The 21,617-nt window shown below is 67.8% G+C and carries 22 protein-coding genes; 15 read left to right on the top strand and 7 right to left on the bottom strand.

Annotated elements, in window-relative coordinates; all coding sequences use genetic code 11:
* The first annotated feature begins 33 nt into the window (after window positions 1–33).
* On the top strand, window positions 34–780 hold the full coding sequence (locus tag A5724_RS11105; RefSeq protein WP_067800789.1) for an iron reductase: 747 nt from the start codon (window positions 34–36) through the stop codon (window positions 778–780).
* Between the two features lie 133 nt (window positions 781–913).
* Here A5724_RS11105 and A5724_RS11100 read toward each other — a convergent pair whose 3' ends face one another.
* Window positions 914–1,291: a rhodanese-like domain-containing protein gene (locus A5724_RS11100; protein ID WP_067800786.1), complete on the bottom strand. Its 378-nt coding sequence runs from the start codon at window positions 1,289–1,291 to the stop codon at window positions 914–916.
* A gap of 61 nt (window positions 1,292–1,352) precedes the next feature.
* Here A5724_RS11100 and A5724_RS11095 point away from each other — a divergent pair, with 61 nt between their 5' ends.
* Genes A5724_RS11095 through A5724_RS11065 form a run of 7 tightly spaced genes read left to right on the top strand, consistent with a single transcriptional unit; the run spans window position 1,353 to window position 6,122 of the window.
* Window positions 1,353–1,757 carry a PaaI family thioesterase gene (locus A5724_RS11095; RefSeq protein WP_067800783.1) on the top strand — a complete coding sequence of 135 codons (405 nt, stop codon included), beginning with the start codon at window positions 1,353–1,355 and terminating at the stop codon, window positions 1,755–1,757.
* 54 nt (window positions 1,758–1,811) lie between these two features.
* Window positions 1,812–2,114, top strand: coding sequence for an urease subunit gamma (locus A5724_RS11090; RefSeq protein WP_067800780.1), 303 nt, complete (start codon window positions 1,812–1,814; stop codon window positions 2,112–2,114).
* Window positions 2,111–2,461 carry an urease subunit beta gene (locus A5724_RS11085; RefSeq protein WP_067800778.1) on the top strand — a complete coding sequence of 117 codons (351 nt, stop codon included), beginning with the start codon at window positions 2,111–2,113 and terminating at the stop codon, window positions 2,459–2,461. Before A5724_RS11090 ends, A5724_RS11085 begins: the two co-directional genes overlap by 4 nt.
* A complete protein-coding gene (locus A5724_RS11080; protein ID WP_067800776.1) occupies window positions 2,458–4,179 on the top strand; it encodes an urease subunit alpha in 1,722 nt (573 codons plus the stop codon). The genes A5724_RS11085 and A5724_RS11080 overlap by 4 nt, the downstream gene beginning before the upstream one ends.
* Window positions 4,179–4,814, top strand: a complete 636-nt coding sequence (locus tag A5724_RS11075; RefSeq protein ID WP_067800773.1) for an urease accessory protein UreF — start codon at window positions 4,179–4,181, stop codon at window positions 4,812–4,814. Before A5724_RS11080 ends, A5724_RS11075 begins: the two co-directional genes overlap by 1 nt.
* Before the next feature lie 10 nt (window positions 4,815–4,824).
* Complete coding sequence (ureG, locus tag A5724_RS11070; RefSeq protein ID WP_067800771.1) at window positions 4,825–5,514, top strand: urease accessory protein UreG; 690 nt, start codon at window positions 4,825–4,827, stop codon at window positions 5,512–5,514.
* A complete protein-coding gene (locus tag A5724_RS11065; protein WP_067800768.1) occupies window positions 5,496–6,122 on the top strand; it encodes an urease accessory protein UreD in 627 nt (208 codons plus the stop codon). Before ureG ends, A5724_RS11065 begins: the two co-directional genes overlap by 19 nt.
* Here A5724_RS11065 and A5724_RS11060 read toward each other — a convergent pair.
* The 3 genes from A5724_RS11060 to A5724_RS11050 all read right to left on the bottom strand — a co-directional run bounded on the left by A5724_RS11060 (window position 6,119) and on the right by A5724_RS11050 (window position 9,272).
* Window positions 6,119–7,492, bottom strand: a complete 1,374-nt coding sequence (locus A5724_RS11060; RefSeq protein ID WP_067800765.1) for an NAD(P)/FAD-dependent oxidoreductase — start codon at window positions 7,490–7,492, stop codon at window positions 6,119–6,121. The two genes, A5724_RS11065 and A5724_RS11060, sit on opposite strands and share 4 nt — an antisense overlap.
* 110 nt (window positions 7,493–7,602) lie before the next feature.
* Window positions 7,603–8,532 (bottom strand): LLM class F420-dependent oxidoreductase, encoded by a 930-nt coding sequence (locus tag A5724_RS11055; RefSeq protein WP_067800763.1) that lies wholly within the window; start codon window positions 8,530–8,532, stop codon window positions 7,603–7,605.
* Window positions 8,533–8,600: 68 nt separating this feature from the next.
* Window positions 8,601–9,272: an SDR family oxidoreductase gene (locus A5724_RS11050; RefSeq protein WP_067800760.1), complete on the bottom strand. Its 672-nt coding sequence runs from the start codon at window positions 9,270–9,272 to the stop codon at window positions 8,601–8,603.
* Window positions 9,273–9,386: 114 nt separating this feature from the next.
* Between A5724_RS11050 and A5724_RS11045 the strand changes: the two genes are divergently transcribed.
* The 4 genes from A5724_RS11045 to A5724_RS11030 all read left to right on the top strand — a co-directional run bounded on the left by A5724_RS11045 (window position 9,387) and on the right by A5724_RS11030 (window position 13,580).
* Window positions 9,387–10,181 carry an ABC transporter permease gene (locus A5724_RS11045; protein WP_197518621.1) on the top strand — a complete coding sequence of 265 codons (795 nt, stop codon included), beginning with the start codon at window positions 9,387–9,389 and terminating at the stop codon, window positions 10,179–10,181.
* Window positions 10,182–10,187: 6 nt separating this feature from the next.
* The gene (locus A5724_RS11040) at window positions 10,188–11,246 is read left to right on the top strand and encodes a sulfate/molybdate ABC transporter ATP-binding protein (RefSeq protein ID WP_067800756.1); all 1,059 of its coding nucleotides are present in this window, start codon (window positions 10,188–10,190) and stop codon (window positions 11,244–11,246) included.
* A gap of 222 nt (window positions 11,247–11,468) precedes the next feature.
* A complete protein-coding gene (locus A5724_RS11035) occupies window positions 11,469–12,470 on the top strand; it encodes an alanine and proline-rich secreted protein Apa (protein WP_067800753.1) in 1,002 nt (333 codons plus the stop codon).
* A 93-nt stretch (window positions 12,471–12,563) separates the two neighbouring features.
* A complete protein-coding gene (locus A5724_RS11030) occupies window positions 12,564–13,580 on the top strand; it encodes a zinc-binding alcohol dehydrogenase family protein (protein WP_067800750.1) in 1,017 nt (338 codons plus the stop codon).
* Window positions 13,581–13,976: 396 nt separating this feature from the next.
* On the opposite strand, the gene A5724_RS11020 is transcribed toward A5724_RS11030, so the two are convergent.
* Window positions 13,977–14,456 (bottom strand): hypothetical protein, encoded by a 480-nt coding sequence (locus tag A5724_RS11020; protein ID WP_067801219.1) that lies wholly within the window; start codon window positions 14,454–14,456, stop codon window positions 13,977–13,979.
* A gap of 119 nt (window positions 14,457–14,575) precedes the next feature.
* Between A5724_RS11020 and A5724_RS11015 the strand changes: the two genes are divergently transcribed.
* Window positions 14,576–15,160 (top strand): CGNR zinc finger domain-containing protein, encoded by a 585-nt coding sequence (locus A5724_RS11015; protein WP_067800744.1) that lies wholly within the window; start codon window positions 14,576–14,578, stop codon window positions 15,158–15,160.
* Here A5724_RS11015 and A5724_RS11010 read toward each other — a convergent pair.
* Window positions 15,157–15,918, bottom strand: coding sequence for a CPBP family intramembrane glutamic endopeptidase (locus A5724_RS11010; RefSeq protein ID WP_067800742.1), 762 nt, complete (start codon window positions 15,916–15,918; stop codon window positions 15,157–15,159). The genes A5724_RS11015 and A5724_RS11010 overlap by 4 nt on opposite strands.
* A 22-nt stretch (window positions 15,919–15,940) precedes the next feature.
* A complete protein-coding gene (locus A5724_RS11005) occupies window positions 15,941–18,313 on the bottom strand; it encodes a phosphoketolase (RefSeq protein ID WP_067800739.1) in 2,373 nt (790 codons plus the stop codon).
* Window positions 18,314–18,398: 85 nt separating this feature from the next.
* Between A5724_RS11005 and A5724_RS34485 the strand changes: the two genes are divergently transcribed.
* Both A5724_RS34485 and A5724_RS10995 read left to right on the top strand, forming a co-directional pair.
* On the top strand, window positions 18,399–19,283 hold the full coding sequence (locus A5724_RS34485) for a TIGR03619 family F420-dependent LLM class oxidoreductase (protein ID WP_067800737.1): 885 nt from the start codon (window positions 18,399–18,401) through the stop codon (window positions 19,281–19,283).
* The gene (locus A5724_RS10995; RefSeq protein ID WP_232004788.1) at window positions 19,256–21,595 is read left to right on the top strand and encodes a CoA transferase; all 2,340 of its coding nucleotides are present in this window, start codon (window positions 19,256–19,258) and stop codon (window positions 21,593–21,595) included. Before A5724_RS34485 ends, A5724_RS10995 begins: the two co-directional genes overlap by 28 nt.
* Window positions 21,596–21,617 lie beyond the last annotated feature (22 nt).

The raw sequence follows: 21,617 nt of genomic DNA, 5'->3' as shown, positions 1-21,617 counted from the left end.
TAAGCCTAACCTAACTCAAGATCGGGAGGTGTCATGACGGTTCTGGTCGAGGATCCGCTCATCGCGAGCATGGCGATCCGGCGGCCGTTGCCCCTGCATCAGTCCAGCCGCAGGTTGCGCGAGCTCTATCCCGAATGTCCGCGCGTGTACGGCGTCGCGGTGATGGGCGATTTGTCGCGCCGCCGGTGGTGGCCGTTGGCCGAGGCCGTGGCCGGCGACCGCCTTCAGGCGATGTTCGACATCACGGCCGCGGAGACCGACAGCCGTGCCGCCATCGCCCAGCAATTGGCCGCCACGCTCGCTCACGTCGTCGTCGGACGGGTGGTGCCGCTGCTCGCGCTCGAAGGGCGGGCCTGGGACACCGGCTTGGAGAACCTGTGGGTGCACGTCGATTCGGAGGGCGCGATCGACTGGGTCGGCGTCGTCGATCCTCAACTGCGGGCGCTGCCCGACGATCCGGCACGCGACGATGACGGCATCATCGCGCTGCCGAGCGAGGCGGCGCTGACGACCTGGGTCGCGCATCGCAGTCACCGCGCACTGGCGCCCCTGTTCGCGCGGCTGTCCGACATCTGTGGTGACGCCATGTCCGAGGCGTCGATGTGGCACATCGTCGGCGGCGCGGTGGTCAGTGCGGCCACCCAGGTGCCGATGTTGGCCGGCTCGAGTGAGGTGACCAGCATGCGGCGCGCACAGGCCGTACTCGACGCATTGGTCGGGTTCGGGCTGCCGGTCCGCGGCACCGGCAGGATCGCCGCACGGAAGGCCTTGCTTAATTAGGCAAGCCTTGCCTATTCTCTAGTCCGTTGGACGAACCACCGGACCGCGCCGGAGTCCTGAGGGCTGCAGAGACTCCCGGTCCACTCGAAGGACAGACCCCGCGTCATCGGCGCGGGGTCTGTCCGCATGTGCGCTACCTGTCGACCGGCCCGCCGCTGTCCGCCCAGTCCTTGAACGAACCCATGTTGTAGACCTCGGTGTACCCGAGTTCCTTGAGCGCCTGACCCGACAGCGCCGAGCGGCCACCCGACGCGCAGTACACGATGACGGTCTTGTCCTTCGCGAAATTCGCGTCGTGGTAGGGCGATTCGGGGTCGGCGCGGAACTCCAGCATGCCGCGCGGCACGTGCACCGCGCCGGCCACCTTGCCGCTCTGCTCCACCTCTTGGCCGTCGCGTACGTCGACGACCAACGCGTTGCCCTTGGCGATCATCTCCTGGGCCTGTGCCGGTGTGATCTTCGGGACTACGGCATTCGCGGCTTCGACGAGTTCTTTCGCAGTTCTGGCCATGCTCGACGATACCGCCGGGCCCGTCGTCGCAACGCCGTGATCGCCGTGTAAACACGACGTCGTGACCACGGACGCAACCGCCGAGTTCGGCAAGGGGTTCGACAACGAACTCGGGGTCGAGTACCTCGAGCTCACCGGCGACGGTGGCCGGGCGCGGCTGCAGATCAAGGACAAACTGCTGCAGCCGTGGGGCATCGTGCACGGGGGCGTCTACTGCTCGATCGTCGAGGGGCTCGCCAGCATCTCCGGACAGGTGTGGCTGTCGGAAAACGGCGGCGGGCACGTCGTCGGTGTCAACAACAACACCGACTTCCTGCGGGCCATCTCCGCGGGCACGGTCACCGCGGCTTCGACGCCGATCCACCGTGGTCGCCGCCAGCAGCTGTGGCTGATCACGATCACCGACGACAACGACCGCGTCGTGGCGCGCGGACAGGTTCGTTTGCAGAACATTTCGCCCGAGTAACAGCCATATTTCCTACGCTGCTCTCCATCTCGAGGCGTGGCAATATCCATCGCTATGCGTTTGACCCCGCATGAACAGGACCGCCTGCTGATCTCCTATGCCGCAGAACTCGCGCGCCGCCGCCAGGCCCGCGGCCTGCGACTGAACCATCCCGAAGCCGTCGCGTTGATCACCGACCATCTCCTCGAGGGCGCCCGCGACGGGCGCACCGTTGCCGAGTTGATGGTCAGTGGCCGCGACGTGCTCTCGCGCGACGAGGTCATGGAGGGGGTTCCGGAGATGCTCCACGACGTCCAGGTGGAGGCCACGTTCCCTGACGGCACCAAGCTCGTCACCGTCCACGATCCGATTCCATGACAAGCGAGAAGCCGACGGCGGATCGCGCATCGTGGGCGCCGGGAGAGATCATCTACGGCGAGGGTGACATCGAGATCAACGCTGGCGCAACACGGCTGACCCTCGACGTCGTCAACACCGGTGACCGCCCCGTTCAGGTCGGCAGTCATGTCCACCTGCCCCAGGCCAACAGCGCGCTTCGCTTCGACCGCGACGCCGCCCACGGCCACCGCCTCGACATCCCGGCGGGTACCGCGGTGCGCTTCGAGCCGGGCATTGCACAACGCGTTGTGCTGGTACCGCTCGGGGGCTACCGCGAGGTGCACGGGCTGACGCTCGACCCGCCCGGAAGGCTGGACTCGCGGTGACGGCATTGTCGCGACGGCGGTACGCGCAGCTGTACGGCCCGACGACGGGCGACCGGATCCGGTTGGCCGACACCGACCTGTTCATCGAGATCACCGACGACCTCAGCGGCGGGCCGGGGCGCGCGGGCGACGAGGCGGTGTTCGGCGGCGGTAAGGTGCTCCGCGAGTCGATGGGGCAAGGCAAGACCATTCGGGCCGAAGGCTCGCCCGATACCGTGATCACCGGTGCGACCATCGTCGACCACTGGGGAATCATCAAGGCCGACATCGCGATTCGCGGCGGTCGGATCACGGGCATCGGCAAGGCCGGCAACCCCGACATCATGCCGGGGGTGAGCACCGACCTCGTTGTCGGCCCGGCCACCGAAGTGATCGCGGGCAACGGACTGATCCTCACCGCGGGCGCCATCGACTGTCACGTGCATCTGATCTGCCCGCAGATCATGGAAGAAGCGCTTGGCGGCGGCATCACCACGATCGTCGCCGGTGGCACCGGACCTGCGGAGGGTAGCAAGGCCACCACGGTCACACCCGGCGCCTGGCATCTGGCCCGGATGCTCGAGGCGCTCGACCACTGGCCGTTGAACATCGCCCTGCTCGCCAAGGGCAACACGATCAGGCTCGACTCGATGCGAGAGCAGTTGCGTTCCGGCGCTGCGGGTTTCAAGCTACATGAGGACTGGGGCTCGACGCCGGCCGCTATCGACGCGTGCCTGCGGGTGGCCGACGAGTACGGCGTCCAAGTCAACCTGCACACCGACACCCTCAACGAACTCGGCTTCGTCGAGGACACCCTGGCGGCCATCGCAGGCCGCGGCATCCACGCCTACCACACCGAGGGCGCCGGCGGCGGTCACGCACCGGACATCATCACCGTCGCCTCGGAGCCGAATGTCCTTCCGAGCTCGACCAATCCGACCCGGCCGCACACGGTGAACACCCTCGACGAACACCTCGACATGCTGATGGTCTGCCACCATCTCAACCCCAGCATTCCCGAGGACCTGGCGTTCGCCGAGAGCCGGATCCGGCCGTCGACCATCGCGGCCGAGGACCTCCTGCACGACATCGGCGCCATCTCGATGATCGGCAGCGACGCGCAGGCCATGGGGCGCATCGGCGAGGTGGTGATGCGGACCTGGCAGACCGCACACATGATGAAGAAGCGCCGCGGCGCGCTACCGGGTGACGGTGCGGCAGATAACAACCGGGTGCAGAGGTACATCGCGAAATACACCATCTGTCCGGCGATCGCGCACGGGATCGACCGCGAAGTCGGATCCGTCGAGACCGGGAAACTCGCGGATCTGGTGCTGTGGCAGCCCGCCTTCTTCGGCGTCCGCCCACACATGGTGATCAAGGGCGGCATGATCGCGTGGGCCGCGATGGGCGACGCCAACGCGTCCATCCCGACGCCTCAGCCAGTGCTGCCACGGCCGATGTTCGGCGCGGCACCCGCTGCTGCGGCAGCCAACTCGGTGCACTTCGTTGCGCCTCAGGCACTCGAAGATCGCCTCGCCGACCGGATTAGCGTGAAACGCCGGCTGGTTGGGGTGCGAGATGTCCGCAAGGTCGGCAAAGCGGATATGCCTCTCAACGACGCGATGCCGGACATCGAAGTCGATCCCGACACCTTCACGGTGCGCATCGATGGTGAGGTGTGGCAGGAACAACCAGCCAACGAATTGCCGATGGCCCAAAGGTATTTCCTGTTCTGATGACCAACCTGTCGACCCTTCTCACGCTCGCCGACTCGCGGCTGCCCACCGGCGGTCACGTGCACTCCGGCGGCATGGAGGAGGCGGTCACTTCCGGTCTGGTGACCGACCTGACGACGCTGCGGGCCTACTTGAGCCGCAGAATCCGCACGCACGGCCTCGTGACGGCGTCGCTGGCCGTCGCTGCGCATGACGGCACCCTGACCGTCGACGAGGCGGACCGCGAAACCGACGCCCGCACACCGGCTCCCGCCGCCCGACAGGCCTCGCGCGCCCAGGGCCGCGGGCTCGCGAGGCTGGCTCGGCGGGTGTGGCCCGACCACGACTGGCGGTCCCTCGGGTCGACCCCGCACCTTGCGGTCGCCGCGGGTGAGGTCGGCAGGGCCAGCGGGCTGAACCCCGACCAGACCGCGGTGTCGGTGGTGTACACCACGATGACCGGTTCGGCGACGGCCGCCCAACGTCTGCTGGCGCTCGATCCCGGCGACGTCGCGGCTGTGACCTTCGAGCTGGCACCGCTGTGCGAGGCCACCGCCGCCGAGGCCGCCAAGGGGCTGGCCGACCTGTCCGATCCGCTGCTCGACGTGCTGGCCCAACGCCACACCGAACGCGAGCGCCCGTTGTTCGTCTCCTGAAAGGCAGGCCATGCCACCGCATTACCACTCTTTCGAATCGGCTGGCGAGCCCCACGCCCACACTGAACGACCGCGCAGGCAGCGGGAACCGGGGGAGCCGCTGCGCATCGGCGTCGGCGGTCCTGTCGGCTCCGGCAAGACCGCACTCGTCGCCGCACTGTGCCGCCAACTCCGCGACGAGTTGTCGCTGGCCGTGCTGACCAACGACATCTACACCACCGAGGATGCCGACTTCCTGCGCCGCCATGCGGTTTTGCCGGACGAAAGGATCGCCGCGGTGCAGACCGGCGGGTGCCCGCACACCGCGATCCGCGACGACATCACCGCGAACCTGGATGCGGTCGAGGACCTGATCGCCCGCAACGACCGCCTCGACCTGATCCTCGTCGAGTCCGGCGGCGACAACCTGACGGCGACGTTCTCCTCGGGGCTGGTCGATGTGCAGATCTTCGTCATCGACGTCGCGGGCGGCGACAAGGTGCCCCGTAAAGGCGGGCCTGGCGTCACGTATTCAGATCTGTTGGTGGTCAACAAGACCGACCTCGCCCCGTTGGTGGGCGCCGACCTGGAGGTCATGCGTCGCGACGCGGCCAAGGTGCGCGGCGACAGGCCGACGGCCCTGATCTCGTTGACCGAAGATCCCGCCGCGTCGGCGGTGTTGGCCTGGGTGCGGGAACAGCTGTGCGTTCCAACGTCCTGATCGTCGCCCGCAGCGGCAGGCATCCGCACATCGAGTGTGCGGGAGCGGTCGCGGCGCGGCGCACCGAACCGGACACCGTGCACCTGGTGTCCGCGGCCGCCACCCCGCTCGGCGGCGACGCGATCCACATCCGCGTCGTGGTGGAGGCCGGCGCCCTGCTGCGGGTGCGCACCGCGGCGGCGACGGTGACGCTCCCCGGTTCGGTGACGCGGGAGTCGCACGCGGTCTGGACGCTGGAGGTGGCAGGCGATCTCGACCTCGATCCGCAACCGACCGTCGTCGCCGCCACCTCGCGCCACTTCACGTCGACGCGGCTCGAACTGGCCGAAGCAAGCCGGGTCCGGTTGCGCGAACGCATCCAGATCGGCAGATCCGATGAGCGCGAAGGGTTTTGGACGGGCTCACTGCACGCCGACGTCGACGGGTCACCGCTTCTTCGGCATCGAATCGAACTGGGCAACGGATCGGTCGCCGACGACGCGCTCGGCACGCCGATGGCGTGCGTCAGCGAATTGCACTATCCCGACAGTGACGCCGCCACCGAGGGCGTGAGACTCGCGCTGGCCGGCGGCGGCTGCCTGTCGACCTGGCAGGGCGAGCGACTCTAGCTCGCCGCCCGTTCACCGTCCTGAACCCCGGCCGCGATCTCCTGGAGTTCTTCGATCCTGGTGCGCGCGTAGGCCTGCTGCTCGGTGATGGTCAGGTTGCCGCGCGCCCTGGACAGGAACGTGACCGTCCACGACAGCAGCGTGGTGACCTTCGTCTTGAAGCCGACGAGGTAGATCAAGTGCAACACCAGCCAGGCCAGCCAGGCGATGAAGCCGCCGAACTCGATGGGGCCGACCTTGGCGACCGCGGAGAACCGCGACACGGTGGCCATCGAACCCTTGTCGAAGTACTGGAACGGCTCACGCTGCGCGGGATCGGCGCCCCGCAGTTCAGCCTTGATTGCCTTGGCCGCGTACTTGGCGCCCTGGATGGCGCCCTGCGCCATGCCCGGCACCCCTTCCACGGCCGCCATGTCGCCGACCACGAAGACATTCGGATGGCCGGGAATTGTCAGGTCCGGCAGCACCTTCACCCGACCGGCACGGTCCAGCTCCACATCGGACTGCTCGGCGAGGTCGCGTCCCAGCGGGCTGGCCGATACACCGGCCGACCACACCTTGGTCGCCGACTCGATACGCCGGATGGTGCCGTCGGAATCCTTGACCGTGATGCCGTTGCGGTCGACGTCGGTGACCATCGCGCCGAGCTGGATGTCGACGCCCATCTTCTCCAACCGGGCCTGCGCCTTCTTGCCGAGCTTCTCGCCCATCGGCGGTAGCACCGCAGGCGCCGCGTCCAGCAGGATAACCTTGGCCTGCGTCGAATCGATATGCCGGAACGCGCCTTTGAGCGTGTGGTCGGCGAGTTCGGCGATCTGCCCGGCCATCTCGACACCGGTGGGCCCGGCGCCGACGACCGTGAACGTCAACAGCTTCTCGCGGCGCGCGGGATCACTCGAGCGTTCAGCTTGTTCGAACGCGCCGAGGATGCGGCCGCGCAACTCGAGTGCGTCGTCGACGGTCTTCATGCCCGGCGCCCACTCGGCGAAGTGATCGTTGCCGAAGTAGGACTGGCCGGCGCCCGCCGCGATGATCAGGCTGTCGTACGGCGTGACGTAGGTGTGGCCGAGCAACTCCGACTTGATGGTCTTGTTCGCGAGGTCGATGCGTGTCACGTTGCCCAGCAGCACCTGCACGTTTTTCTGCCTGCGCAGGATGATGCGTGTCGGCGGGGCAATCTCACCCGACGAGATGATCCCGGTGGCCACCTGATACAGCAACGGCTGGAACAGATGATGCGTGGTCCGCGCGATCATCTTGATGTCCACGTCGGCATGCTTGAGTGCCTTCGCGGCGTTCAAACCGCCGAAACCCGAACCGATGATCACCACCTTGTGGCGGTCAGTTGCAGTGGCTCCGGGATGGCTCATTTTGGGCTCCTCGACGGACTACACGTGCACTTATACAGACACTACGGTAGTCGCCCGGTATCCCCGCAGCGCGGTGAGATTTGCCACGCCGACACGCGTTTAAACGCTGGCTATCCCGCGAGCATCGGCTTCAACTTCTCGGCCACCGCGGTGATGTTGCCCGGCTGATACCCGTTGATGCTGGTGACCGGGCTGAGGATGACACCGTCGACGCCGGCGTCGAGCACCTTTTCCTTGATCTGGTCGGCCACCTGCTCGGGGCCGCCGACCACGGCCTGCTGCCGGAAGTCCTCCGGAACCTGGTCAGCCGAGAACTTCTCGTCGATGATGGCGATGACCAGAACACTGGTCTCCAACGTCGCGGGATCACGGTCGATCTCCTCGCAGCGCTGCTTCACCACGGCCACCTTGCGGGCCAGTTCGTCGAAGCCGGCGATGATGTTGAGGTGGTCAAAGTACTTGGCGGCCAACGGAATCGTCTTCTTCTCGCCGCTGCCGCCGATCATCAGCGGGATGTGATCACGGAACCGCGGGTTGGCCATCGCCTCCTTGGCGCGGTAGTACGTGCCCTCGAAGGTCGGCCGCTCGCCGCGCAGCATCGGCAGGATGATCTGCAGCGCCTCGCCCAACTTGTTGAAGCGGTCGGTGAAGGTGCCGAACTCGTAGCCGAGTTGCTCGTGTTCGAGCTCGAACCAGCCGGTGCCGATGCCCAGGATCGCGCGGCCCTGGCTCATCACGTCGAGCGTGGTGATCTCCTTGGCCAACAGCGTCGGATTGCGGTACGTGTTGCCGGTCACGAGGGTGCCGAGTTGGACGTTCTCGGTGATGGCCGCGAGTCCGCCGAGCGCGGTGTACGCCTCTAGCATCGGCTGGTCGGGGGTGCCGAGGCCGGGCAGCTGATACAAGTGGTCCATCAGGAAGACCGAGTCGAAGCCTGCCGCATCGGCTTCCTGGGCCTGCGCGATCACGGTCGGGAAGATCGCTTCGACACCGGTGCCGTAACTGAAGTTGGGGATCTGGAGTCCGAGTTTGATTGTCACGCGGCTCACGTAACCACAACTAAGCGGGGCGGTCACCCCGTTTTAGCTCCCGGCGAACGGGGAATATTTCAGCCGAAGTTCGTCAGCGCGCCGTGGCTGACGTGCAGCGTCTGTCCGGTGATGTGCCGGGCGGCGGGCGTCGTCAGGAACAACGCCAACCGGGCGATCTCGCCGGCCACCGGCGCGGGAGTGCGCGACAGACCGTCGTAGCAGGGCTCCGCGTTGCGGCCCGACGCCACCGCGTTGACCGTGATGCCGCGGGTGCCGAAGTGCGTGGCCTGCCCGGCGGTCCAGTCTGCGATCGCGGCCTTCACCGCGGACTCCGCGCTGCCTTCGCGAGGCTGGTCGGGAATGACGTTGACGATCGAGCCGCCCGACCGCAGATGATCGCCGAGGATCTGGACGGTCAACACCGCCGAAAGGGCGGTCGAGTCCAGCGCGTTGCGCCAAGCCGCGGCCAGGTCGCTCAGCGTGTAGGTGCGCGGATCGCCCGCATCCCAGCGCGGCGCGGGCACGTTGACGATGGTGTCCAGATGGTGCGGGAATCGGCTGCGTGCCTCTTCGAGACTGGCCGGATCGGTGTTGTCGAAAACGATCGCGTCGACATCGAGTTCCTTGGCGGCGACCTCGAGGTCGTCGCGGCGCGCCCCTGCGATCACGACCCGATGCCCCGCATCGCAAAACCTCTCCGCGACCGTGCGTCCCAGATCGGTATCGCCGCCGGTGACGAGCACCTCCATGACTAAGGCCCTCCTACCTTCGTTCAACGCTGAACCCCAGCGAGTCACCGGTCATGTTACTGGACAGTAGCTAGCGCGTGAAATTCGACACGGCAACAGTTCGGGGCATGTGCCATAGGGTCGTCATTTGTGCTGCCCCGCTGGATTTATCTGCCCGCGGCGATCGGGGCGTGCTTCGTCGTGCTGCCGCTGCTCGCGGTGGCGGTCAAGGTCGATTGGCCGCACTTCTGGACGCTGATCAGCAGCGAGTCGTCGACCACCGCGCTGGTGCTGAGCCTCAAGACCGCGGCGGCGAGCACCGCGCTGTGCCTGCTGTTTGGTGTGCCGATGGCGCTGGTCCTGGCCCGCGGCGACGCCCGCCTGGTCCGTATCGCCAGGCCGTTGATTCTGTTGCCGCTGGTGCTGCCGCCTGTGGTCGGCGGAATCGCGCTGCTGTACGCGTTCGGTCGGCTCGGCTTGATCGGCGAGTACCTCGACGCCGCGGGCATCCAGATCGCGTTCACGACGACGGCCGTGGTGCTGGCGCAGACGTTCGTGTCGCTGCCGTTTCTCGTCATCGCGCTGGAAGGCGCGGCCCGCACCGCGGGCGCGGACTACGAGGTGGTGGCCGCGACGCTCGGCGCGAGGCCGACGACGGTGTGGTGGCGGGTGTCGTTGCCGCTCCTGGCGCCGGGCCTGATCTCCGGTGCGGTGCTGGCGTTCGCCCGCTCGCTCGGCGAGTTCGGCGCGACGCTGACGTTCGCCGGGTCTCGTGAAGGCGTCACCAGGACGCTGCCGCTGGAGATCTATCTGCAGCGCGAGAGCGACGCCGACGCCGCGGTCGCGCTGTCCCTGCTGCTGGTCGCCGTGGCGGCTGTCGTCGTCCTCGGATTGGGCAGCCGCAGGCTGCGCAACGCCAGTGCCTGGTGACATGCGATGACCGGTGTGCAGCTGCGGGCGGTCGTCGACAGTCGCGATATCGACCTCGAATTCGAAGTCGCCGCAGGCGAAGTGCTGGCCGTGCTCGGCCCGAACGGAGCGGGCAAGTCGACGGCCCTGCACGTGATCGCAGGTCTGGTGCGGCCGGATCGTGGCGACGTGCGTGTCGGGCAGCGGGTGCTGACCGACACCGCCGCGGGAATTCACGTCGCCACCCACGATCGGCGAGTCGGCCTGCTGCTGCAGGACCCGTTGCTGTTTCCGCATCTGAACGTGATCCGCAACGTGGCGTTCGCGCCCCGCAGTTCCCGTGCGGCGGCGGCACATTGGCTCGCCGAGGTCGACGCCGCCGAACTCGGCGATCGGCTGCCGCGACAGCTGTCGGGCGGGCAGGCGCAGCGGGTGGCGCTGGCCAGGGCGCTCGCCGCGGAGCCCGATGTGCTGCTGCTCGACGAGCCATTGACCGGTCTGGACGTCGGCGCGGCCACCGCGATGCGCAAGGTGCTGCGACGCGTGCTCGCCCGCGACGGCCGCTGCGCGCTGATGGTCACCCACGACCTGCTCGACGTGCTGACGCTGGCCGACCGTGTGCTCGTCATCGACGACGGCCGGGTCGTCGAATCCGGCTCGGCGGCAACGGTTTTGGCCACTCCGCGAAGTCGCTTCGGCGCGCGGTTCGCCGGGGTGAACCTGGTGGGCGGCATCGCGGACGCCGACGGGGTGCTGACCACGCAGTGGGGGAGCATCTGGCACGGCAACCCGGCGCCGGACGTGGTGGCAGGCGAGTCAGCTGTGGCGCTGTTCAACCCCGCGGCCGTCGCGATCTACCGGGACAAGCCGCACGGCAGCCCACGCAACACCGTCGAGGTGACGGTCGCCGAACTCGACAGCCGCGGCGCGGTGATCCGGGTGCGCGCCGACGAGCAGCCCGACGGCGCACCGGGGCTGGCCGCCGACATCACTGCCGAGTCGGCTGCCGAACTGCGGCTGGTGCCCGGCGACCGCATCTACATGTCGGTGAAGGCCCAGGAGGTCGCGGTCCATCCGAGCGCGTAACAACGCCGTGCTCCAGCCCGATTCAAAGGTTGCGAAACGGCCACAAATCCGGGGATGCACATAGCTTCGACCGCCCGCGCGACGCGCGGGGGCGTCGCCGTGCCAGCAATCTCGCGAAAATTGCTCTGTCAGTAACTATTTGATATACAGCAATCTTTCTGCTGAACACTTTTTGAGCAACACGCACTTGCGTCACGGCCGTAACACGGTAGTTTCTTCCACATGCTTCAGCCGGAACACCGCAAGGGCCTCCCCAAAACACTGGCGATCGCGGCGCTCACCGGCGCCTCGGTGGTGGTGCTGACACTGCCTTCGGTGGCAAGTGCCGACCCGACGCCGCCGCCACCGCCGCCGCCTCCTGCGGGCAACACGTTCCTCAACGGTCCGCCGCCGCCTCCTGGAGCCCCCGCGCCTCCGCCGCCGCCCGCGGATCCCAACGCGCCGCCGCCACCGCCCGCGGACCCGAACGCGCCGCCGCCACCGCCCGCGGATCCGAATGCCCCGCCGCCGCCTGCGCCCGCCCCGCCACCGGAGCCGGGTCGGGTGGACAACGCCGCGGGCGGCTTCAGCTACGTCGTACCCGCGGGGTGGAAGGTGGCCGACGCGACCCAGTTGTCCTACGGGCAGGCGCTGCTGAACAAGATTCCGGCCGAGGCCACCGGGCCCAACGGCCAACCCGCACCGCCGCCGAGCGACACCAGCGTGCTGCTGGGCCGGCTCGACCTGAAGTTGTTCGCAGGCGCGGAAACTGACAACACCAAGGCGGCGCAGCGGCTTGCGTCCGATATGGGTGAGTTCTTCATGCCGTTCCCCGGTACGCGCGTCAACCAGCAAACCGTGCCGCTGAATGCGGGCGGTATGGAGGGCGTCGCGTCGTATTACGAGGTGAAGTTCACTGACACGAACAAGCCGACCGGTCAGATCTGGGCAGGCGTGGTCGGCTCGCCCACCACGCCCGGCACGCCGCGCGGCCAGCGCGCGCCCGAGCGGTGGTTTGTTGTGTGGCTGGGCACCGCGAACAACCCGGTGCCCAAGGACGAGGCCGTGACGCTGGCACAGTCGATCCGGCCGTACACGCCGCCGCCTCCGCCGCCGCCGGACCCGAACGCGCCGCCACCACCCGCGGGCGGAGTGACCTCGCCGGCGCCGGGGCAGAACCCGAATGTCGGTGTGCCGGTTCCGGTCGACCCGAATAGCGCACCGGGGATGCTGCCCCCGGCGTAACGGCTAGTGGGGTCGGCCCGTTACGGGCCGACCCACGGCGCAGCGAAAGACATAGCGGGCGCATAACTCTCGACGGACGAGCACCATAGGGGCATGGCCGCCCCAACCATGAGTGCGTGGCGGGTCCGAACCCCGGGCCCGATTTCCACCAGTCCGCTGGACCGCGTCACCGTCGAGGTGCCGCGGCCAGGTCCGGGCGAGCTGCTCGTCGCCGTGCACGCCTGTGGCGTGTGCCGCACCGACCTGCACGTCACCGAGGGCGACCTGCCCGTGCACCGGCCTCACGTGATACCCGGCCACGAAGTGGTCGGGGAGGTCGCGGGGGTAGGCCCCGATGTGGGCGACGAGTTCTCGATCGGCGACCGTGTCGGCATCGCATGGCTGCGACACACGTGCGGGCACTGCCAGTTCTGCAAGCGCGGTCAGGAGAACCTCTGCCCGCAATCCCGCTACACCGGTTGGGACGCCGACGGCGGGTATGCCGAATTCGCCACTGTGCCAGCGACTTTCGCGCACCACCTGCCCTCCGGCTACTCCGACACCGACCTCGCCCCGCTGCTGTGTGCGGGCATCATCGGCTACCGCTCGCTTCTGCGGGCCGACCTGCCCGCGGGTGGCAGGCTGGGCATTTACGGATTCGGCGGCAGCGCCCATCTCAGCGCGCAGGTGGCTCTCGCTCAGGGCGCGGAGGTACACGTGATGACCCGAGGGGAAAGCGCCCGCGAATTGGCGCTGTCACTGGGAGCGGCGTCGGCGCAGGGTGCTGCGGATCGGCCACCCGTGCCTCTGGATGCGGCGATCCTGTTCGCGCCGGTCGGGGATCTGGTGCTGGCTGCACTAGAGGCACTAGACCGCGGCGGCACGCTCGCGATCGCTGGCATCTACCTGAGCGACATCCCGACCCTGAACTACGAACGCCACCTTTTCCAGGAGCGCCAAGTGCGGTCGGTGACATCCAATACCCGCGACGATGCCCGCGAGTTCTTGGCATTCGCCGGAAAGCATCACCTCGAGGTGACCACCCCGAAGTACCCGCTCGGGCGTGCCGACCGCGCGCTGTCGGATCTCAGCGGAGGCCGCATCGCAGGGGCGGCAGTGTTAATGGTCTAGAACGGCCTTCCCTCGACAGTATTCGGCGCTGTCAATTTTCGAGAAACGATCTTGTCCAGGTCATATGATCCTGACCAAGCCGAGGTCGGGATGTCCGAGGGAGGCCAGATGATGCAGGGGAAAATTCTTCATCTGACAATCGGCGCGGCACTTCTGGTGCCACTCGCATCATTGACGTTGGTGATGCCAGGCAGAGCCGCGGCAGCCGAATGCGGCTGGGGAACCGTGTATGACGGGCCTTCGAACAGCTGCGTGGCCGCGCCGCTTCCGCCACCGCCTCCGCCGCCACCACCGGCGCCGGCATGGAATGGTGACCTGACACCGTACTTCTCGATAGGCATCTGCGCGCCGATTCCATTCGTGTCGTTGTGCACAGGAATCTGAGCCGGCGCTGATCTAGAGCGCCGCCAACGCGGCGCCAAGCCGGCCTGCCAAATCGCCCTTGCCGTACCAGTAGAACGGGCCGCTGCCGTCGGAGAGCACCCGGCGCAGCCGCGCCATCCCGCGTGCGCTCACCGGCCTGGGGGAGTGCAGCCGCAGCGTGATCCTGTCGATCAACTCCTCGGCGGCCGAGATGTTCCTGGAATGCAACGGAATTCGCGACGAGAACACCGCGCCGGACCGGGCGTCGTTGACGGCGTGCTGCAGCGACCGGGCGATCGCCTCGCGTTCCTGCCGCGACGTCAACCGCGCCTGGTGAGCCGCCAGCGCGCTGCCGTCAACCGGGGCGACTCCGACGGCAAGCTGATGGTCAAACGTGTCCGCGCGCAACCGCGCGGTCACCCGGGCCACGAGCGAGGGCCGCGGCGCCGGCGTCCACCGCAGGGCGTCGCTCGCGGCGGACAGGATATCCGGCGAAATCCTGTTGTTCGACATCGTCATCTACCTCTAACCAATCCGTACCGGGTGAAACCTCGTGACTATCTAACACGCTATACCGGTCATGCATAACCAGTCAAATTGATTTACCGGTCATGGCCGCGTAGCCTCACGTCATGACTCCGCAGCCCACACAATGGCTCGGCGACGACGAACCGAAACCCGCGCCAGGGCCGCTACGGCTGGTCCAAGCGTTGGTCAACACGGTCGAACTGCCCGACGGCGCGGACCGGCTCGCCGATGCCGCCGACGCCCGACCGTGGCTGATCGACAACCGCCTACTCACTCCCAACGCCGACCACGCCGCGATCGATCTCGAACGTCTCCGTTCGGTTCGCGAGGCGCTACGCGCCATGTTGGTCTACAACGCCGGTGGGCCGCCACCGAATAACTCGGCGCTGGACGTGCTGCGGTCGGTGGCCGAACGGGGCAGGGCCCGAGTCGATCTCGGTGACGACGGCCACATCCAGCTCGCGGCATCCGGCGATTCAACCGACGATCGACTCGTCGACCTGCTCCTGGTCATCCGCGACGCCCAGCGCGACGGAACCTGGGCCCGTCTCAAGGCGTGCGCGAATGACGAATGCCAATGGGCGTTCTACGACAGGGCCCGAAATCACGGCGGCACCTGGTGCGACATGGCCGCGTGCGGCAACAAGTTGAAGAACCGCGCGTTCCGCGCGAGAAGCAGGGCGCGCTAGCGCGACAGGTGCCAAACCAACGCCGCGGCCAGCGCACCGAGTCCGTTCAGCGACCAGTGCAGCGCGATCGGCGCGATCAGGCTGCCGCTGCGTTTGCGCAGCCAGGTGAACACGAAGCCCGCGACGGCCGTCGCCGCCACCGCCAGCACCACACCGGCGACGGTGCCGAGCAGGCCACCGCCGAACAACCGGGTGAAGCCGACGTTGCTGCTGGTCAACCCCAACGAGGTGGCGATATGCCACAACCCGAACAGCAGTGAACCCGCCGCAGCGACCCCGCGGAAGCCCCACGCGCGGTTCAGCGCGCCGTGCAGCACCCCGCGAAACGCCAACTCCTCGGGGATGACGGTCTGCAGCGGGATGATGAGCATCGAGGCGATCACCGCGCCGGACACCGTTGCGTAGTTGTCGTTCAAGAACATCGGCCGCGTCCAGGGCAGCAGCATGCCGATCGCGATCACCGTCAGCACCACCGCGACGGCGGCCACCGCGTAGCCCGCGCCTGCCTTCCAGTGCTCGCGGCTCAAGCCCAGTTCGGCCCAGCCGAGGCCGCGCGAGCGGACCAGGATCACCAAGCCGACCGCCGCGGCAGGCACGGTCGCGATGCTGGCCCACGGGGTGGTGAAGTGCGCGATCAGATTCGTCAACGCCAACACCACTACGACCACGCCGATGTCGACGTAGGTGCGGAAGTGGTGCAGAGCCGCCAGTTGCCCCACCACGGGATGGGGATTGGGGGCGAGAGCCTGGGCCGACATTGCGAGCCAGTTTACCGGCGATTCAGATCTGCGGGTCCCACGTCCAGCCGGCGATCGCGGGGTCGTCTTCGCCGTGCTCGCGGGTGTAGCGACGGGCGGCCAGCCGGGCGTCGAGCATCCGCTGACGCAGCACCGCCGCCCGGTTGGCCAGCCCTTCGACCCGGTCGATCACATCGATCACCAGATGGAACCGGTCCAAGTCGTTGAGCATCACCATGTCGAACGGGGTGGTCGTGGTGCCACGCTCTTTGAACCCGCGCACGTGGAGTTGGCCGTGGTTGGTCCGGCTGTAGGTCAACCGGTGAATCAGCCAGGGATAGCCGTGATAGGCGAAGATCACCGGTTTGTCGGTGGTGAACAGGGCGTCGAACTCGTGATCCGACAGTCCGTGCGGATGCTCGGTCGCCGGTTGCAGCCGCATGATGTCGACGACGTTGATCACCCGCACCGCCAGGTCGGGCAACTCGCGGCGAAGGATGTCTGCGGCGGCGAGCGTCTCCAGCGTCGGGATGTCGCCCGCGCAGGCCAGCACCACGTCGGGCTCCGCGGTGGCGGTGCCCGCCCACTCCCAGATGCCCAGGCCGCGGGTGCAATGGGCGATCGCGGACTCCATGTCCAGATACGTCAGGGCAGGCTGCTTACCGGCGACGATCACGTTGACGTAGTCGCGGCTGCGCAGGCAGTGATCGCCCACCGACAGCAAGGTGTTGGCGTCCGGCGGCAGATACACCCGCACCACCTCGGGCCGCTTGTTCGCCACGTGGTCGATGAAGCCGGGATCCTGATGCGATGCCCCGTTGTGGTCCTGGCGCCAAACATGGGATGTCAGAAGGTAATTGAGCGACGCGATGGGTTGCCGCCAGGTCAGCTCGCGGTTGCGGGTCAGCCATTTTGCGTGTTGGTTGAGCATGGAATCGACGATGTGCACGAACGCCTCGTAGCAGTTGAACAGCCCGTGCCTGCCGGTCAGCAGATAACCCTCCAGCCAGCCCTGGCACAGATGCTCCGACAGCACCTCCATCACCCGGCCCTCGGGCCCGAGGTGCTCGTCGTCGTCGTCGACCTCCGCCAGCCACGCCTTGTCGGTGGCGTCGAGCACCGCCGACAGCCGGTTCGACGCGGTTTCGTCGGGTCCCATCAGCCGGAACCGGTCCGGGTTGCGGGCGATCACGTCGCGCAGGAAGGTGCCGAGCACGCGCGTCGCCTCGGCCGACTCGGAAGCCGGATTCTCAACGGCCACGGCGTAATCCGCGAAGTCGGGCAGGTCGAGGTCGCGCAGAAGCAGGCCGCCGTTGGCGTGCGGGTTGGCGCTCATCCTGCGTTGTCCGCTCGGCGCCAGCGCGCGCAGTTCTCCGCGCAGCGCACCGTGCTCGTCGAACAACTCCTCGGGCCGGTAGCTGCGCAACCACTGCTCCAGCTGCGCCATGTGCTCGGGGTTGGTGTGCGTCTCGGACAGCGGCACCTGATGCGAGCGCCAGGTGCCCTCCACCTTCTTGCCGTCCACCTCCCGTGGCCCGGTCCAGCCCTTCGGGGTGCGCATCACGATCATCGGCCACAGCGGCCTGCCCTTCTCGCCGTCCAGCCGGGCCGCCTGCTGGATCGCGCCGATCTGGTCGAACGCCTCGTCCAGCGCGGTGGCCAGCTGCTGATGGACGTTGGCCGGATCGTCACCGGCGACGGTGATCGGCCGGTAGCCGTAGCCGTAGAGCAGCGACTCGAGTTCTTCCTGCGGAATCCGCGACAGCACCGTCGGGTTGGCGATCTTGTATCCGTTGAGGTGCAGGATCGGCAGCACTGCGCCGTCGGTCACCGGGTTGAGGAACTTGTTGGAATGCCAGCTCGCGGCCAGCGGCCCGGTTTCGGCCTCACCGTCGCCGATCACGCATGCGACCACCAGGTCGGGGTTGTCGAACGCGGCACCGTAGGCATGCACGAGCGCATATCCCAGCTCACCGCCCTCGTGGATGGACCCTGGTGTCTCGGCGGCGACATGGCTGGGGATACCGCCGGGAAAAGAGAACTGGCGGAACAATTTTCGCATCCCGTCGACATCCTCTTCGATGCCCGAGTACACCTCGCTGTAGGTGCCCTCGAGATAGGCGTTGGCCACCAAGCCTGGCCCACCGTGTCCGGGGCCGGTGATGTAGATGATGTTGAGGTCGCGGTGCCGGATGACGCGGTTGAGGTGCGCGTAGATCAGGTTCAGCCCCGGGGTGGTGCCCCAGTGGCCGAGCAGCCGCGGCTTGATGTGTTCGGGCGCGAGCGGCTCCTGCAGCAGCGGGTTGTCCAGCAGGTAGATCTGGCCCACCGACAGGTAGTTGGCGGCCCGCCAGTAAGCGTTGATCAGGTCGAGTTCGGCATCGGAAAGCGTGGGGGACAAGGCCTGGGCGGTCATCTGACTCATCATCGTCTCGGCAGGTGAACAACAGGTAGGGCCCTAGTACCCGAATCACAGAAACCTACGCATTAGCCTGACGGGCGTGCTGGGATTCGCGCTGCCGCAGTTCGGTGAGTCCGCCTACGACGATCTGGCGCGGTTCGCCGCGGCCGCCGAGCAACTCGGGGCCGACAGCCTGTGGGTCGGCGACCGGTTGCTTGCCGCGGTGCACCCGTCGGTCGGCTACGGCGGCGGCGAGGAGATCCCCGAGCAGTTCCGCTCCAGCCTGGACCCATTGGTGGCGCTGACGGTCGCGGCGACGGCCACCAGCAGGGTGCGGCTCGGCGCCAGCGTGCTGGTCGCACCCTGGTATCCGGCTACCCAGTTGGCACGGCAGCTGACCGGCATCGACGTGATCAGCCGCGGCAGGCTGCTGCCCGGTTTCGGCATCGGGTGGTCGCCGGAGGAATACCAGGCCGCGCGGGCGCCGTTCGCCCGCCGCGGCGCACAACTCGACGAGGCGCTCGATGCGCTCGACGCGCTGTGGATGACCGATCCTGTCGAGTTCCGCGGCGACGGCTGGTCGATCCCGTCGTCCTGGGTCACCTTGAAGCCGGTGCAAAAGCCGCGTCCTCCCGTCTATCTCGGCGCGGTCAGACCGCCAGGGCTGCGCCGCGTCGGCAGGCGCGCCGACGGATGGCTGCCCGTAGTGCGGGTGCCCACGATGTCCGCCGACGTCATGGTGTCGATGCTCGACGCGCAACGGCGCGCCGTCGACGATGCCGCGCGCGCGGCGGGTCGCGACCCGGCGGCCATCCACACCTATGTGCGGGTCAATGTCGCAGCCGGCACTCCGGTCGACAAGGTCGCCGACGTGCTGTCGCTGTTGTCCGACAACGGGTATCCCGACGCGTTCGTCGACCTGCTGTACGTGGCCACCGGCATCGATGCTCACCTTCAGTGGGTACAGCGGTTGGTGGCACGGTGAGGCCGGGTCTGCTCGCGGCGCTTCGGGTGCTCGATCTGGGCGGCGCCGAATCCGACGGCGTCGCCCGGTTGTTCGCCGACCTCGGCGCCGACGTGCTGAAGATCGAACCACCGCAGGGCAGTCCGGCGCGCGGCGAGTCGCCGAGGATCGACGGCACCAGCGTGTCGTTCGCGCTGCAGAATGCCAACAAGCGCAGCGCGGTGCTCGACCCCGACGACGATCACGACCGCGACCGCCTGCTGGAGCTGGCGTCGGCCGCCGACATCGTCGTGGACGGCGGCAATCAGTTAGCGGCATTCGGAACATCCTGCGCCACACTGGCGCAACGGTTCGGCCACCTGGTGGCGTTGTCGGTCACCGACTTCGGGACCGAAGGTCCCTACTCCGCGTGGCGGGCCACCGACGCGGTGCTCTACGCGATGTCGACCGCGCTGTCGCGCACCGGGCCGACGGCGGGCACGCCGGTGCTGCCGCCGCTCGGCATCGCCTCCGCCACCGCCGCAACACAGGCGGCGTGGGCGGCACTGGCCGCTTACTACCTTCGGTTACGCTCTGGCACAGGCGAATTCATCGACTTCTCCCGGTTCGAAGGCGTACTCCAGTCGCTCGATCCGCCATTCGGTTCCGAGGGCCAGGCCGCCGTCGGGATGAAGAAATCCAGCGAACTGTGGCGGGGTCGGCCCCGCAACCAACAGATCTACCCGATCTTCCCGTGCCGGGACGGGTATGTGCGGATCTGCGTGCTGTCTCCGCGGCAGTGGCGGGGGATGCGTGGCTGGCTCGGCGAACCGGAGCAGTTCGCCGACCCGAAGTTCGACACCATCGCCGCCCGCTACGCGGCGTCGAAGGAACTCAACGAGGCGATGGCGGCGTTGTTCGCCACCGAGACGATGGCCGACCTGGTGGCCGAGGGCCAGCGACGCGGGGTGCCGATCGCGGCGGTGCTGACCCCCGCGCAGGCGTTGGCGTCGGAGCATTTTCGCGCCGTCGGAGCACTGGCCGACGTCGATCTCGCGGCGGGTGCGACCGTGCCAGTACCTGTCGGCGCGTTCGTGGTCGACGGCGCGCACATGGGCGCTTCTACGCCTGCGCCTCCCCTTGGTGCCGACGAAACAATCTGGAACACAGAATCTTTCGCCACACCCGCTGGCGATGCCGCGGTGCAGAGACCGTTCGACGGTCTGCGGATCCTCGACCTCGGCGTGATCGTCGCGGGCGGGGAACTGGGCAGGTTGTTCGCCGACCTCGGCGCCGAGGTCATCAAGATCGAGAGCGCCGCGTATCCCGACGGCCTGCGCCAGACCCCGCCCGATCAGGTGATGAGCAGGTCGTGGGCGCTGACCCACCGCAACGAGTACAGCCTCGGACTTGACCTGCGGCACACGGGGGGCGCCGAGATCTTCGCGAAGCTGGTGGCGGGCGCGGACGCGGTGTTCGCCAATTTCAAGCCGGGAACGCTTGCCTCGCTGGGCTTTTCGTATGACCGCCTGCGCGAGCTCAACCCCCGCATCGTGCTGGCGGAGAGCAGCGCCTTCGGCGCGAGCGGGCCGTGGAGCGACCGGATGGGATACGGCCCGCTCGTCCGGGCCACCACCGGGGTGACATGGCTGTGGACATCACCGGATCATGATTCAGGAGGAAGCTTCTCCTCTTCCTTTTTCGATGCCACCACCGTCTTCCCCGATCACGTGTCGGCGCGCGTCACCGCGACCGCCGCGCTCGCCGGGCTAATCGCTCGTGAGTGGACCGGAACCGGCGCGCACATCCACATTTCACAGGCCGAGGTCGCGGTGAATCAGCTCGCCACCGCGTTCGTCACCGCAGAGGCGCGGGCAATGCAGTTGCCGGTGACCGACGACGCCGCGGTGCACGCGGTGTGCCCGTGCGCGGGCGAGGACGAATGGTGTGTGGTCTCGCTGCGCGACGACGCCGACCGGACCGCGCTGGCGACGGTCACTGGCGGTACCGAACTGTCGGAATGGACGCGCACCCGCGGCAAGTCAGACGTGGCGCACGCTCTGCAGGCGGCCGGAGTGCCTGCCGCGCCGATGAACCGTGCGGTGGATGTGCTGGCGGATCCTCAGGTTCGATTCCGCAACCTCTACACCGATATGACGCATCCGCTGTTCGAGGCGCCCATGCCCAGCGAGACTCGGCCCGCGCCGTACGCGCACATCCCGTCGGCCGAGCTGCGGCCTGCGCCGATGCCCGGCGAGCACACCCGCGAGATCTGCCACAAGCTGCTCGCGATGGACGCCGACGAGATCGACCGGCTGATCGCGGAGGGCGTCGTGTTCGCGACCCTCAAGTGAATCCATCTTCTCGCCCCGTCAA

Source organism: Mycobacterium sp. ACS1612 (genome assembly GCF_001667505.1).
Taxonomy (GTDB): Bacteria; Actinomycetota; Actinomycetes; order Mycobacteriales; family Mycobacteriaceae; genus Mycobacterium.
This window is presented reverse-complemented; position numbering and strand designations above follow the sequence as displayed.

Excerpts from the sequence above, each read along its gene's own strand:
- A5724_RS11105 (WP_067800789.1), top strand. The coding sequence starts at position 34 with ATGACGGTTCTGGTCGAGGATCCGCTCATCGCGAGCATGGCGATCCGG.
- A5724_RS11100 (WP_067800786.1), bottom strand. The coding sequence starts at position 1,291 with ATGGCCAGAACTGCGAAAGAACTCGTCGAAGCCGCGAATGCCGTAGTC.
- A5724_RS11090 (WP_067800780.1), top strand. The coding sequence starts at position 1,812 with ATGCGTTTGACCCCGCATGAACAGGACCGCCTGCTGATCTCCTATGCC.
- A5724_RS11085 (WP_067800778.1), top strand. The coding sequence starts at position 2,111 with ATGACAAGCGAGAAGCCGACGGCGGATCGCGCATCGTGGGCGCCGGGA.
- A5724_RS11075 (WP_067800773.1), top strand. The coding sequence starts at position 4,179 with ATGACCAACCTGTCGACCCTTCTCACGCTCGCCGACTCGCGGCTGCCC.
- ureG (WP_067800771.1), top strand. The coding sequence starts at position 4,825 with ATGCCACCGCATTACCACTCTTTCGAATCGGCTGGCGAGCCCCACGCC.
- A5724_RS11060 (WP_067800765.1), bottom strand. The coding sequence starts at position 7,492 with ATGAGCCATCCCGGAGCCACTGCAACTGACCGCCACAAGGTGGTGATC.
- A5724_RS11050 (WP_067800760.1), bottom strand. The coding sequence starts at position 9,272 with ATGGAGGTGCTCGTCACCGGCGGCGATACCGATCTGGGACGCACGGTC.
- A5724_RS11040 (WP_067800756.1), top strand. The coding sequence starts at position 10,188 with ATGACCGGTGTGCAGCTGCGGGCGGTCGTCGACAGTCGCGATATCGAC.
- A5724_RS11035 (WP_067800753.1), top strand. The coding sequence starts at position 11,469 with ATGCTTCAGCCGGAACACCGCAAGGGCCTCCCCAAAACACTGGCGATC.
- A5724_RS11030 (WP_067800750.1), top strand. The coding sequence starts at position 12,564 with ATGGCCGCCCCAACCATGAGTGCGTGGCGGGTCCGAACCCCGGGCCCG.
- A5724_RS11020 (WP_067801219.1), bottom strand. The coding sequence starts at position 14,456 with ATGTCGAACAACAGGATTTCGCCGGATATCCTGTCCGCCGCGAGCGAC.
- A5724_RS11015 (WP_067800744.1), top strand. The coding sequence starts at position 14,576 with ATGACTCCGCAGCCCACACAATGGCTCGGCGACGACGAACCGAAACCC.
- A5724_RS11010 (WP_067800742.1), bottom strand. The coding sequence starts at position 15,918 with ATGTCGGCCCAGGCTCTCGCCCCCAATCCCCATCCCGTGGTGGGGCAA.
- A5724_RS11005 (WP_067800739.1), bottom strand. The coding sequence starts at position 18,313 with ATGACCGCCCAGGCCTTGTCCCCCACGCTTTCCGATGCCGAACTCGAC.